Genomic DNA, 13,543 nt, shown 5'->3' with positions numbered 1-13,543 from the left:
GCTTATTTACACGTTTTTTCTGCCAGCATTTTGGCACGATCTTCCCCATAATTGGGATGAAAATCACTCTCAGGTTTAAAGGTACTAAAAAGTTCTATCGCTCTTTGCAAATCCTTGCAGTAGGGCTCCACAGATTGCCCGAAAAATTGCGCAGCTCCCATATCCCATTCTGCTTTCCCAAATAGGACATGCGGATTGTCGGGCGCTATTTGCAGAGCCTGCTGATACAACTGAGCTACTTTTCCGGAATACTTCATCCCGTATTGTTGTCCGTCATAGGCAATCCAGGCTGTGTACCATAAGGCTTCCATTACAAGAATCTCGGGATTGTCTTTTGAAATTCCCTTAGCAATACCCAGATATTCCTGCGCTTTGGCTAATTGGCCGGTGAATTTTGTCTTGTCCTTCTCTTCGAAGCTATAGATTGTATTAATCTGTGCTACATAATAGGAAGGTAACCAGTTATCCAGTTCGGCATTAGAGATGCGCTCAAATAAATTGGCTGCTTCCCAGGGTTTATCATTGCTCCAAAGCTCGAATGCCTTTTGCATTCCTTCTTCGTATTTGGTCTGACTAAATCCTGTGATAGAAATCACAATCGTAAAAAGTAAGGTGAGGTAAGTAATTACAGTGTGCATAGCTTGTTAGTTTAAATTATTATTCAAATATCTTTTAGATTGTACTCTTTTAAAAAAGGGAATTACCCAATTGTTGTTTTTAAAGGATGAAGTGTAGCATGTCGCTAAAGATTGTCCAACTGATTCTCGTTTCCGTCTTCGCTAATCGTCCAAAAGAAGCCTACAAAAAAGAATTGATCGGCTGCAGGTTGCAGGGCTCTTCGGCTAAAATTACCGCTGGCATCGGGTGTATTTGCATATTGGTATCCATTTACATTTTTAACCGCAAACACATTGTTTATAGAAAAATAAAGTATTTTTTGTGCCGAAATAAGATACGCCCAGTTAAGACTGGTACTGTGGTAATCCCTTGTTTTATTCTGAAGGAATCCCGATTCGTTCGGATTGGTATAAGTACGTCCGCTTGCGTACTGATGACTAAACCCTATCTGACTCTTCCAATCGTTTATCCAGTATTTTCCTACCACCGAAACATTGTGGGTGTTGACAAAGGAGGGAGTTGCAGCTATTGGATAATTCTGATATTCCCGTTCTGTGTCGAGCAATGAATAACTTATCCAATAATCTACATTCTTAATGCTTTCGTTATCGCGCCAAAAAAGATCAATTCCCTGTGCATAGCCTTCACCGTTGTTTGTGAAACTACTATCAAAGGATGGAAATTCGGTGTCGTAGGCAACTAAACTATTGTATTCTTTGCGGTAGGCTTCGGCTCTAAAAATTCGATTGTTTGCCGAATACTGATAATTTAAAATATAATGCTGCGTCTTTTGAGCTTCCAGATTGTTTTCAAATTTTAAAATATCACTATTGGGCTGCTGAAAGAAATCGCCGTAGGCCAATGACAACTGACTATTCTTCCCGGTTTTATAAGCTATCGAAGTTCTTGGCGAAACGGTAAGCGCTTCAAACAATTGGCTGTATTCCCCACGTAAGCCTAGTTTTACAGCAAACTGCTTCGAAAAAATAATATCTGTTTCGGCAAAGGCTGCTGTTATATTATTCTGAAAACCGAGGCGTGCATTAGTTGAAGGATCGTTGTATTTTTCAGAAAAATCTGTGCTAAATTGTTCGGCTCCAAAACTTAATTTCACACGATTGCTAAAACGTTTACGAAACTTAAGCTTAGCATGTACCGAATTTTCAGTATCATTTATTTTTAAATCAAAAATTCCAATTTTACTTTTCGAAAAAGTATAACTTCCGCCTGCAAATAGCTTCCAACTGTCTCCCAGCGGACTGCTATAACTGGTGTTTACATAAAAATTATTGTTATTCAATTTAAAGTGTACTCCTTCAGGCAGGTTGATGTCTTCCTGAGTCAATTCAAAATTAGTACCGTCGAAGGCAGCGTACATTTTAAAAAGTCCGTTTTTGGTTTTTTGCCTGAATACAGTCTCTCCCGCATAGCCTTCGAAAGGTTTTTCCCAGGTATTTCTATCGGGGAATAGCGCAACATAGGGTGCCAGGTTAATATAGGTAGCATTTACGCTCAGGGAGCTCTTGTCCCATTTTTGAGTATTGCCCAAACCACCACCCACTGTCATTACTGCTATATCGGTTTTTTCCTGATCGGGTTCGTCTATGGTATTCAGCAATAAGACAGAGGATAAAGCTTGGCCGTATTCGGCAGAATATCCCCCCGTTGAAAATGTAATTCCATCGAATAAAAACGGGCTGTAACGCCCGCGAGTAGGAATGTTATTGGTGGTGGGTGAATAGGGAGTAAAAACCCTGATTCCGTCAATAAATATTTGTGTTTCATCTGCTTCTCCACCTCTAACAAAAAGACGGCCGTCCTCCGAAACCGTAGTGGTTCCGGGAAGCGTTTGCAGTGCGCCTACAAAATCTCCCAAAGCACTCGCCGTTGTTACCACGTCCAGCGGTTTTAAAACAGAGACCTTGCTGTTGTCACTGGCTTCAAAGGTACCTGCCGAAACGACAACAGTATCGAGAGAATTTACATCTCCCCGAAGCTTTATGGAAAGACCCTGCATTTTGGAAACATCACTTGTAAAAATAAATGTTTCGAAAGATAAAAATGAAACTACTAGATTGTGGATTCCTGTTTCCGAAGTTTCAAAACTGAAGTTACCCCGTTCGTCGGTCGAAACTCCGTCGTAGGTTCCTTCCAAATAAACATTGGCGCCGGGAATTGGCGTTCCGTTGTTTTCCATAACCTTTCCGGAAATTGTAGTTTGACCGAGGACCGTATTTGGAAAAATTGAGATTAGTATTGTAAGGATAACAATTACGGTTATATATGATTTTGACGCTTGCATGTATTGGAAGGTTTTAGTTTACACAGCAAAAGTGAGTCTAACCGTTGTAATTTCAGAAAAAAGAAAACCCAGTTGTAAAATAAAAGGGATGAACTGTAAAAATTGAATTATAACGTTTCTTTAAAAAATTTGACTTTTAAAAACAGTATCTTCGAGGGTAGTTTTTAATAGAATTACCATGACCGATTCGCAAAAGATAGATACATACATTGCCAAGCATTCAAAGTGGAAACAAGAACTTCAGCAATTGAGAGAAATGTTTCATCAAACCGAATTAAAGGAAGAGGTAAAATGGGGCAGCCCAACCTATACCCTTAATGGTAAATTGGTAGCGGGTATGGCGGCATTCAAAAATCATTATGCACTTTGGTTTCATCAAGGTGTATTTTTAAAGGATTCTCACGGAAAATTAGTAAATGCTCAGGAAGGGGTTACTAAAGCTTTACGACAGTGGCGTTTTGAAAAAGAGGATGTCATCGAACCACATATTGTTTTACAGTATCTACAGGAGGCAATTGTAAACAGTATTGCGGGAAAAAAAGTAAAACCACAGCGAAAAAAAGGTGTGACTATCCCTCCTTTTTTAAAATTGGAGTTAAAAAAAAATACTACTCTGGACGCAGCTTTTAAGGCACTCACTCCGGGGAAACAGCGTGAATATGCCGAATATATCGGTGAGGCAAAGCGGGATGCTACAAAGCAAACGCGATTAGAAAAAATTACACCCATGATACTTGAAGGTGTAGGGTTACATGATAAATATAAAAACTGTTAATCGTTGAAAGCACCAAGGTTTAGGCAATATACTTTAAGGCAATTGTGGTTTTACACACGACGTGCGTTTTGGATATTGATTGCCTGGGTGATTATTGCCAATGCCCTTTTCTTTTACGAGTATTTTACGCTTATTAGTCATAACGTTCTAAGTTCCTCCTTCGATTTTAATCAGGCGTTTATCGCAAATTTGATAGTTGCCGTTTCTGCGGGACTTATTGGTGGTATAGTAACGGTAAATCTTATGGAGCGTTGGCTTCGTAAAAATGCTTTTTGGAAAGCCTTGGTATACATTACTATTGCATATTGCGTAGCTGCGTTGCTGGTGAGTACGTTTGGGGCGTTGTATTTTTATAGTGAGGAGCTTTCACTTCCTTTTTATCATACCGATGTGGTGTATCAAGTACAAATTTTCTTTGGCACCTGGCTGTTTATTAAAAATTTCATCGTTTGGCTTGTTGTGGTAATCGTCACACTTATTGTTTTAATTGTAAACGATAAGTATGGGCCCGGGGTGTTTCCGGATTACTTGATGGGACGCTATTTTATGCCAAAAAACGAACGCCGGATCTTTATGTTTGCCGATATTAAAAACGCCACCGGAATAGCGGAAGATTTGGGGGAAGAAAAATATTTTAATTTTCTGAAAGATTTCTTCAGGGATATAGCTCCCGCCATTGTTCAAACTCAAGGAGAAGTATATCAGTATGTAGGCGATGAAATTGTAGTTTCCTGGAAAATGAAATCGGGATTAAAAAACGGGAATGCACTGCTCTGCTTTTACAGCATGAAACAAATTATTAAGTTCAAAAAACGCAGATACCAGAAGAAATATGGTGTAAAACCCGAATTTAAGGCAGGTTATCATTTTGGTTCGGTAATGGTAGGAGAAATCGGCCAGATTAAACGCGAAATTGCATTTTCGGGAGATGTGCTTAATACTACTGCTCGTATTGTTTCTTTATGTAATGAACTAGGGGTAGATATTTTGGCCTCAAAGGAATTTGCAAATATGGCGTATAAATTACCTAAGGGAGTTTCGATGCAAGAAGTAGGTAAGGAAAAACTTCGCGGAAAAGCAGAAGAAATGGAACTGGTTACTTACAGTAGGAATGGTTCTTGATAGGCTATCTTCACTTAGTCATTGTCTCATTAAATCCTTTTACTATGAAAACAGATTTCTACACCAAAGCTGTATTAACTATTATTGCACTTTGTCTTACCATCAATGTTGTCAAAGAATTTGAATTAATTCCGGCTGCCTACGCTTCCGAAAACAAAGGAGCTGTCGAAACCTCAACAAAATACAGATTAGTCCCCATAAATGAATTTGACACCATGGACGTTCGCATTGTGGATATCAATACTTATGACGAGTTGAATGTCAACTTGAAAAGTGTAGATACCTACGACGAAGTAAAGGTGAATATTAAGAGTATTGACACCAGTGATGAGCTCGATGTCAACATCGATGAAATTGGTGGTGGATGGGTTAGCAACGGCGGTCCCATACGCGTAAAGGTAGAATAGTCTCAGGTACTACTTTTTCTTATTAAACGGACGAATAATTAAACGTGCGGCACGGTCGTAGTTAATATAGTTGTAGGTCCAATTAAAGAATGTCACTACCCTGTTTCGGAAACCCACCAAAAACCAAAGATGTACAAACATCCAGATAAACCAGGCAAAGGCACCACCTATGTGAAACTTGCTAATGTCGGCTACCGCCTTGTTTCGTCCAATCGTGGCTAAAGTCCCCTTGTCGAAATACGAAAATGGAAGCATTTCCTTATTTGCAAGCATACGTTTTATGTTTTTCCCAAGATGCTTTCCCTGCTGAATAGCGGGTTGGGCAACCTGAGGATGACCGTAAGGATATTTTTCTGAAGTCATTAGTGCAATATCGCCCAAAGCAAAAATTCCTTTGTATCCGTCAATTTCATTAAAAGTATTCACCTTATACCGATTGGCTTTTGCGACTACACCAGCCTCTATCCCTTTTACCGGCGCACCGGTAACACCGGCAGCCCAGATAAAGGTTGCTGTGGTAAAGCTTTTACCATCTTTGGTTGTCACTACCGTTCCGTCGTAATTTTCCACAAACGTATTGAGGTGTACTTTTACTCCTAACTTTTCTAACGCATTTTGAGCTTTTTTTGAGGCCTGCGGACTCATGGGCAACAGTACCCTATCTGCACCCTCCAATAAGTGCACGCACATATCGTTTTCATCAAGTTCGGGGTAGTCGTGTTTTAAAATCCCTTTCCTAAATTCGGCCAAGGCACCGGCCATTTCAACACCGGTAGGGCCTGCCCCGGCTATTACAAAGTTTAAAAGTCTCTTTTTTTCTTCGCTATTGTCCGAGATATCGGCTGCTTCAATGTTTTGCAACACCAAACTGCGAATGTCCAATGCCTGCGGAACGGTCTTCATAGGCATGCTGTTCTCTTCAATATTTTTATTTCCGAAGAAATTGGTACGCGTTCCCGTTGCGAGGACCAGATAATCATAAGAAAGTTTACCTATTGAAGTTTCCACATACTTTTCTTCAGCATTAATTGAGAGGACTTCAGCCAGTCTGAAATGAAAATCGGGATGCTTCCTGAATATCTTCCGAAGCGGATACGCAATAGAATCCGGTTCCAAACCTGCGGTGGAAACCTGATATAAAAGCGGTTGAAAAGTATGGTAGTTGTGGCGGTCAAAAAGAACGATTTGCAGGGGTGACTTTTGCAGTTGTTTGATAAGTGAAATACCTGCAAAACCGCCGCCTATGACAACAATTCGCGGAAGCTGTGATTTGGGAATATTCATGAAGATGTCTTATACTGCAAAGGTACGATTTGTGCGTTTAAAGGCCTATAAATCCTTTAATTTTTAGGATTTTTGTAACAAAGAAGAAAAGAGAAACACTAATTCGATAACCAACCAAGAACCATTGACCAAAGAACTTGAACATAGTTTTGTAACCCAGCTGGAAGAGAATCAAAACATTGTGCATAAAATATGTCGTTTGTACACCAATGACAGTGATTCGCACAAGGATTTGTTTCAGGAAATTACCATTCAATTATGGAGGGCGTTTCCGAAATTCAGAGGAGATTCAAAATTTAGTACATGGATGTATCGAGTTGCATTGAATACTGCGATTACGCTGTACCGAAAATCGAAACGATCTATCAAAACACAGGATTTTGAGGGTGTAAGTTTTAAAATTACATCTGAAGCCTATGACGATACCGTAGAAGAGCAACTTAAATTGATGTATAGTGCGGTAAAGGATTTGAATGATATAGACAAGGCCTTGGTATTTTTATATTTAGAAGACAAAAACTATAAAGAAATTTCACAAACACTGGGTATTACTGAAGTAAACGCCCGCGTAAAGATGAACAGAATAAAGGAAAAATTAAGAACAATTTTAAATCCGTAACCCCGATGGATGAATTAGAGTTATTAAAAAAGCAGTGGCAGACTAGGGAGATGGAATTCCCAAAATTATCCTACAAGGATATATACCGAATGTTATTAAAGAAGTCCTCTTCTATCGTAAAATGGATTTTCTTAATTAGTATAGGTGAAATTATCTTTTGGACCATTTTGGCATTTTTAGTCCCCGAATCCAGCAAAGAGCTTAACGAAGCCATCGGCTTAAAGACGGCCTTTCTGGTCATTAATATTATTAATTATACGGTTTTTGCCTTTTTTATATTTCTTTTCTATAAAAATTATCGCACCATACAAGTAACCGATTCGGTGGGAGGGCTTATGGAAACCATCTTAAATACCAGACGTACCGTTAAATACTTTGTAATTTACAATGTCGGAGTTTCTGTATTATTACTTATTGGGGTAAACCTGTTTTATTACACCAAGAAAGATGAATTGTACCAATTAATGACTGAGACTTATAAGGGCTACGCCGCCATTCCACCGGAAAGCTTTACGTCTGTCTTTTTTATTAGTCAGTTAATAGGTGGTATTATTATGATAGCGCTATTATTACTTTTCTATCGGTTAATCTACGGAATACTACTGAAACGTTTGCGCAATAATTACAGTGAACTTAAGAAGATTGAAATGTAGTTGGATGGTAATGAGTAATGAGTAATGAGTAATGAGTAATGAGTAATGAGTAATGGGTAATGAGTAATGAGTAATGAGTATTGAGTACTGAGTATTGAGTATTGAGTATTGAATAAAATACACTATTTTCTAATCGCTATTCGCAAATTACAGTCTACAGTTTTAAGTTTACAGCTTAAAGTATTCACCTCACGGCTCACAGCTCACAGCTCACTCTTCACGATTTGGGATTTGAAAACTCTAAGCTGTAAGCAAAATATTTTCCCTTTTTGGCTTTTCCTCTCTCCCTATTTCCTTTTGCCTAGTAACGCCACTGCCGTTCTTTGTTCAACTCCTCTTCGCTTAAAATTTCTTCCCTCGGAATTACCTTTAAAAACGAAGGATGTTGCTCGATAGCATATTCCAGCTTTTCGACGATCTGATCCATGGTATCATTTTCGTAGTCAATATCTAAGGGTTCTTTAATTTCCATGGATTGAAGAATTCCTTTCTTTTTGGTACGCAGCCCTTTTTTATCGAACGAACGTCTAAAGCCGTCTATAACTATAGGAACCACCAATGGTTTGTTCTTTTTAATAATGTGGGCAGTTCCGCGTCTTATAGGTTTCCATGGCTTGGTCGTTCCCTGCGGAAATGTAATCACCCAGCCGTCTTGCAATGCTTTTGAGATATTACTTACATCGCTCATCTTTACCTGCTTGTTTATATCCTGTCCTTTTTCACGCCACGTACGTTCAATACTAATAGATCCCGCATAGGCCAATAATTTAGGTAAAAACCCGGACTGCATAGTTTCCTTTGCCGCAACATAGTAAATGTTCAACTTAGGGTTCCATAGATAACCGATATTCTTAATATTGTCTTCACGGCCGCTCAACGCGGCATTAAACACATGAAACATGGCCACTACATCTGCAAAATAGGTTTGATGATTGGAAACAAACAATACGTTGTTGTCGGGGAGATTTTTGATGATTTCACTGCCGTCTATTTCAAGCGTATTGAATCCCTTAAAACGTCTGTGAGTAAGCGCCCCGAGAATACGAATCAACCATCGTTTTAAAAATAAAATATGTCCGAATGGATTTCGTTTAAAAAGCCCCATAAAAATTATTCCTTGTGAGTATTATTCAGTTTCATTAAAAAATAACCGAACTTCAAAGATACTAAAATTAGCCCTTTATTCCAGCTGCTTTAACAATTCACGCACCTCACTCAGCATCATGGCAGTTGCTCCCCACACCACGTGCCCGTTTAGCAAAAATGCGGGAACTTCAATATCGGTTGCGTAAGAAGTAGACAAAGTTTTGGTAATCAAAACACTGTCATCCATAAAATGCTTAAAGGGAACTTCAATAATGGCTTCTACCTCACTGGCTTCGGGTACAAAATTTGGGGTAGTAGTTGTAAAGCCCAAGAAGGGTTGTACAAAAAAGTTACTTGGCGGGATATAAATTTCGGTGAGTTCTTTTAGTACTGAAATGGCTTTGGCCGAAACACCAACTTCTTCCTCTGTCTCTCGTAACGCTGCTTCGAGCAACGACGCATCCCCTTCTTCCATTTTACCACCGGGAAATCCCACCTGCGCAGAATGCACGCCTTTATATGTTTTCCGAAGAATAAGCACCAAATAGGTTTCCATGGCTTCAGAAGGATAAAATAATGCCATAACACCCGCCTTTCTTGGATTTGTTTGCTGTCTGGCAATCTTTTTTAACTCCAATAATCGCTCAATGGGAGCCATTTTAAGCTGAATGGCTTCTCCCGGCAATTCCAAATTTGTTACTTTTACAATCTGTTTTTCAAAATCGTGAAAATGCATATTATGAGGTATCTACTGGGATTAGCAATTATATGGGTTGGTTTGTTCGCAAGTTGTGAAGATACTAAAAAGGCTTCCGAAGAAACAACTTCAATCGCTTCAAAAAAAGAAAAGGACAGTGTTATATCAAAAACAGAAAACGATAGTGTGCTATTAAAAACAGATTCCGTAGCAATTTCACAAAAATCTTCAAAAAATCCTCAAACCGAAATTACCAATGAAAATGCCGTTTCCTTTTTTACCGATTACGGCAATAATAATCCTGAAACATCTGCGACCATTCAGACCCAGCACGGAGAAATTGAAATCGCACTTTTCAAAGACACGCCTTTGCACAGAGCCAACTTTATTTATTTGGTAAAGCAGGGTTATTTTAATGGGACCTACTTTCACAGAGTGGTTAAAAATTTTATAATTCAGGGCGGGAACAGCGATAATGTAGCCACGGTACGTAAGCGCAATAAAATTGGAAAAACGTATCTACTACCGGCCGAGATAATTCCCGGAAGAAATCACACCTATGGCACATTAAGCGGTGCTAAAGAATACCGTGAAAACCCCGATAATCGCACCATGCCTTACGAATTCTTTATCTTTCTGGGACCGCAAACTTCCTCCGCACACCTCAACGAAAGCTATACTATTTTCGGGAAAGTCGTCCGAGGGATGGAAGTTGTGGAAAAAATTGCAAACCTACCCGCCGATGAAGGCGACTGGCCCTTGCAAAATGTCTATATAAAAGGGATTATTCTTCGGTGAGTTCTTTTTTGGTGTAAATACTGGGCAACGACAATTTAAAGACCACTGCCAGTAATCGAACAGTAATCACAATACTTCCCGAAATAATTACCACAAAATCTTCGGTTAGGGTCGTTTTCAGCAATAAAAAATAAGCGATTCCACCTAAAATACAGGCAGTGGCGTAAATTTCCTTTCTGAAAATAATAGGAATCTCATTACATAAAATATCCCGAATTACCCCTCCGAAGCAGGCCGACATAGTACCCAGAGCAATACAAATGATGGGTGGGAATCCCGCCGCTATCCCCTTCTCTACTCCAACTACCGTATACAAAGCAATTCCAATGGTATCGAACAAAAACAATGAGCGGCGTATATACCCCAACCACCTTCTTAATACAACAGCAAACACAGCCGATCCCAGAATAACATACACAAATGTAAGATTGCGCATCCAGGTAATGTCGGCATCTATCAAAACATCTCTAAGCGTTCCTCCACCCACCGCTGTGACAAAGGCAATGATTAATATCCCAAAGGGATCCATTCGTTTTTTTAGGGCAGTTAACACGCCCGAGATTGAAAACGAAATTGTTCCTAAAATGTCTATGATTAAAAATAAACTCACATGTTTCGTGTATAGTAGGTATAATCTTTAATGACCTTGTCCAAAAAACTAATTGGCGTTTCATCGGCGCTAAGGTCCATAACTTTTGCTACCTGATTGGATAATTTTAAAATTATATTGTGATTGCCGTTAAATTTGGCCTGGGTGAACACATTTTTTATGGTCTGCATTTCATGATCGGTAAACACAGTAACCTGCGGATAGGTAGGTTTGTAATCCTCCGGCAAATCCATCAACAGTGTTTCGGCAAAACTCACGGTTTTCTTTTCGGTAATAACGGTAGTAGTTGCGGCAATGTCTCCCAAACGTTGTCCTTTTCCGTTTAATAAAACCGTAACTACCGCCAATGCTCCACTGGTAATGCTAACATCGATAAGTCGCAGCAACCATCTTATAAAGTAATTGGAAAATGCCGGTTTAGATCCGTCCATCTTTACAACCCGTAGTTTCATCGCTGGTTTTCCCGGACTACGCCCGTTCCAAAAGGTTTCCCACAGCAAATGATACAGGAAAATTGGCAGTCCGAAGGTCATAAAAAGGATGAAAATAAATTCATCATCCACAAGATCCATCCATGAGAATAAAACAATAATCAAAATCACATAAATAACAATAATCGCCGAATCGATCAGGTAGGCCAAAATACGCTCTCCCACGCCTGCCACATTTTGCGAAATGTTGACATTTTGAGCGGTTTCTATTTGAAAATTATCCATTAAATATGTTTCTTTGAGGCTAAACAATTGCTATCCGATGCGCGAAGCTGCCTTTGCGAAACAAAATAAAGACAAATGGTTAAGATTTGAAAGTGTTCTTCGGAATAATGTTCAAATACATCCCGACGAACTGAGTGCGTTGTATATTGAAATTACAGATCATCTAAGCTACGCCAGAACATTTTATCCGCAGAGCAACACATTGCGCTATTTAAACGGCCTTTCGGCGCTGGCACATCAAAAAATATACAAGACTAAGCGCGAATCCAGAATGCGTTTTATAACGTTTTATACCAAGGAATTTCCCTTGTTTTTTTCACAATACCACAAGCAGTTGCTTATTGCCTTTATCACCTTTGTATTATTTGCGGTGATTGGAGCTTATTCTGCTGCGACAGACGGTAATTTTGTTAGACTCATTTTAGGCGACGGTTATGTAAATATGACGCTGAACAACATTGAAAAAGGAGATCCCATGGCGGTCTATAAAGAAATGAGCGAGGTGAACATGTTCCTGGGCATTACCATTAACAATATTAGAGTTGCGCTGTTGGCTTTTTCCTTCGGACTCTTTCTGAGTCTCGGAACATTGTTTATTTTAATGCGAAACGCGATAATGTTGGGATCGTTTCAGTATTTTTTTTACGATCAGGGTTTACTATGGGAGTCGGCACGTACTATCTGGATACACGGAACCATCGAAATTTCGGTAATCATTATTGCAGGTTGCGCCGGATTGGTGTTGGGTAACAGCATATTGTTTCCGGGAACCTATACAAGACGACAATCCTTTATTAGAGGTGCCAAAGACGGAATTAAAATTTTGTTGAGTACCATTCCGTTTTTTATCATTGCAGGGTTTTTGGAAGGTTTTGTAACTCGGCATACCGAAATGCCCGACTGGTTGGCAGTCCTTATCATTGGCGGATCTTTATCCCTTATTTTATACTATTATGTTATTTATCCTATTCGGCTAAAAAAGAAATATGAACGAGAAAGTACAGTTTAAGAAACAACGTGAGTTAGGAAATATTTTAACCGACACCTTTGCATTTTTAAGAGGCAGCGGCAAACAACTCTTCGGGCTCATTTTTAAAATTGCAGGTCCGGCCTTGTTGGTTTTGGTAATTGCCTATGTGTATTACATGCAGTCTACGCTGGGAAGCTTGGGAGGTATAGGATTAGGAGGATCTATGGAAAGCTTCACAGGGAATTTTATCCTTGCATTATTTCTGTTGTTGGTTTCAGCAATGGCCTATTATGCGTTGTTATATGGTACTGTTCTCCATGCCATAAAATCGTATGTAAAAAATAATGGGGTAATTTTAAATGAAGAAGTAACTGCTGGCGTAAAAGAAAACTTCTGGAGTCTCTTAGGGTTAAGTATTCTTGTCGCATTAATGGTTGGAGTTGGTTTAATTTTTTGTCTAATTCCCGGGATTTATCTGGCGGTAGTTTTGGCACTCACCTATTCTATTCATGTTTTCGAGAAACGAGACGTTACCGATAGCATCAGCTATAGTTTCAAACTTATAAAAAGCGAATGGTGGATAACCTTTGCTACCTTTTTGGTTATTGGAATCTTATACTATGTGATTTTATTAATCTTTCAGGTACCTCAATATATTTACTTCTTTATAAAAGGTTTTGCTATGTCCGAAACCGTATCGGCAGATACTGGTGAAATGTTCGATTGGGTATATATGGCGCTGAGTTCCATTGGAATTATCGCACAATACTTATTGCAGTCTATTTTGGCAATAACCACCGCCCTTATCTATTATAATTTAAATGAAAAGAAAAACTTTACCGGTACTATTGAAACCATTGAATCTATAGGCGATAGGGAGGAGTAA

15 protein-coding genes are annotated in these 13,543 nt (G+C 39.1%); 8 read left to right on the top strand and 7 right to left on the bottom strand.

What is annotated here, in order from left to right; translation table 11 throughout:
• Positions 1-2 precede the first annotated feature (2 nt).
• Positions 3-638 carry a hypothetical protein gene (locus ATE92_RS10000; protein ID WP_100803572.1) on the bottom strand — a complete coding sequence of 212 codons (636 nt, stop codon included), beginning with the start codon at positions 636-638 and terminating at the stop codon, positions 3-5.
• Between the two features lie 104 nt (positions 639-742).
• The gene (locus ATE92_RS09995) at positions 743-2,920 is read right to left on the bottom strand and encodes a TonB-dependent receptor (protein ID WP_100803571.1); all 2,178 of its coding nucleotides are present in this window, start codon (positions 2,918-2,920) and stop codon (positions 743-745) included.
• A 178-nt stretch (positions 2,921-3,098) separates the two neighbouring features.
• On the opposite strand from ATE92_RS09995, the gene ATE92_RS09990 reads away from it, so the two are divergent.
• From ATE92_RS09990 to ATE92_RS09980, 3 genes are read left to right on the top strand one after another with little or no spacing between them, the layout of a single operon-like run.
• The gene (locus tag ATE92_RS09990) at positions 3,099-3,695 is read left to right on the top strand and encodes a YdeI family protein (protein ID WP_100803570.1); all 597 of its coding nucleotides are present in this window, start codon (positions 3,099-3,101) and stop codon (positions 3,693-3,695) included.
• A 42-nt stretch (positions 3,696-3,737) separates the two neighbouring features.
• Positions 3,738-4,817, top strand: a complete 1,080-nt coding sequence (locus ATE92_RS09985; protein WP_157809611.1) for an adenylate/guanylate cyclase domain-containing protein — start codon at positions 3,738-3,740, stop codon at positions 4,815-4,817.
• Positions 4,818-4,861: 44 nt separating this feature from the next.
• Entirely contained in the window at positions 4,862-5,224 is a 363-nt protein-coding gene (locus ATE92_RS09980) for a hypothetical protein (RefSeq protein ID WP_100803568.1), read from the top strand.
• A gap of 9 nt (positions 5,225-5,233) precedes the next feature.
• Here the strand turns inward: ATE92_RS09980 and ATE92_RS09975 are convergent, their stop codons facing one another.
• Positions 5,234-6,508, bottom strand: a complete 1,275-nt coding sequence (locus ATE92_RS09975; RefSeq protein WP_100803567.1) for an NAD(P)/FAD-dependent oxidoreductase — start codon at positions 6,506-6,508, stop codon at positions 5,234-5,236.
• 124 nt (positions 6,509-6,632) lie between these two features.
• Here ATE92_RS09975 and ATE92_RS09970 point away from each other — a divergent pair, with 124 nt between their 5' ends.
• Positions 6,633-7,127 carry an RNA polymerase sigma factor gene (locus ATE92_RS09970; protein ID WP_100803566.1) on the top strand — a complete coding sequence of 165 codons (495 nt, stop codon included), beginning with the start codon at positions 6,633-6,635 and terminating at the stop codon, positions 7,125-7,127.
• A gap of 5 nt (positions 7,128-7,132) precedes the next feature.
• The gene (locus tag ATE92_RS09965) at positions 7,133-7,780 is read left to right on the top strand and encodes a hypothetical protein (protein WP_100803565.1); all 648 of its coding nucleotides are present in this window, start codon (positions 7,133-7,135) and stop codon (positions 7,778-7,780) included.
• A gap of 301 nt (positions 7,781-8,081) precedes the next feature.
• Here the strand turns inward: ATE92_RS09965 and ATE92_RS09960 are convergent, their stop codons facing one another.
• Entirely contained in the window at positions 8,082-8,885 is an 804-nt protein-coding gene (locus ATE92_RS09960; protein ID WP_100803564.1) for a 1-acyl-sn-glycerol-3-phosphate acyltransferase, read from the bottom strand.
• Between the two features lie 75 nt (positions 8,886-8,960).
• Positions 8,961-9,602, bottom strand: a complete 642-nt coding sequence (locus ATE92_RS09955; protein WP_100803563.1) for a CoA pyrophosphatase — start codon at positions 9,600-9,602, stop codon at positions 8,961-8,963.
• A gap of 3 nt (positions 9,603-9,605) precedes the next feature.
• Between ATE92_RS09955 and ATE92_RS09950 the strand changes: the two genes are divergently transcribed.
• Complete coding sequence (locus tag ATE92_RS09950) at positions 9,606-10,361, top strand: peptidylprolyl isomerase (RefSeq protein WP_100804411.1); 756 nt, start codon at positions 9,606-9,608, stop codon at positions 10,359-10,361.
• On the opposite strand, the gene ATE92_RS09945 is transcribed toward ATE92_RS09950, so the two are convergent.
• On the bottom strand, positions 10,348-10,971 hold the full coding sequence (locus ATE92_RS09945; protein ID WP_100803562.1) for a trimeric intracellular cation channel family protein: 624 nt from the start codon (positions 10,969-10,971) through the stop codon (positions 10,348-10,350). The two genes, ATE92_RS09950 and ATE92_RS09945, sit on opposite strands and share 14 nt — an antisense overlap.
• Positions 10,968-11,687 carry an RDD family protein gene (locus ATE92_RS09940; protein WP_100803561.1) on the bottom strand — a complete coding sequence of 240 codons (720 nt, stop codon included), beginning with the start codon at positions 11,685-11,687 and terminating at the stop codon, positions 10,968-10,970. The genes ATE92_RS09945 and ATE92_RS09940 overlap by 4 nt, the downstream gene beginning before the upstream one ends.
• A 37-nt stretch (positions 11,688-11,724) precedes the next feature.
• Here ATE92_RS09940 and ATE92_RS09935 point away from each other — a divergent pair, with 37 nt between their 5' ends.
• Both ATE92_RS09935 and ATE92_RS09930 read left to right on the top strand, forming a co-directional pair.
• Complete coding sequence (locus ATE92_RS09935; protein WP_100803560.1) at positions 11,725-12,696, top strand: stage II sporulation protein M; 972 nt, start codon at positions 11,725-11,727, stop codon at positions 12,694-12,696.
• Entirely contained in the window at positions 12,674-13,543 is an 870-nt protein-coding gene (locus ATE92_RS09930) for a hypothetical protein (RefSeq protein ID WP_100803559.1), read from the top strand. Before ATE92_RS09935 ends, ATE92_RS09930 begins: the two co-directional genes overlap by 23 nt.

It is taken from the genome of Ulvibacter sp. MAR_2010_11 (genome assembly GCF_002813135.1).
GTDB lineage: Bacteria > Bacteroidota > Bacteroidia > Flavobacteriales > Flavobacteriaceae > Altibacter.
The sequence above is the reverse complement of the archived record's forward strand: the minus strand, read 5'-3'. Positions and strand labels throughout refer to the sequence as shown.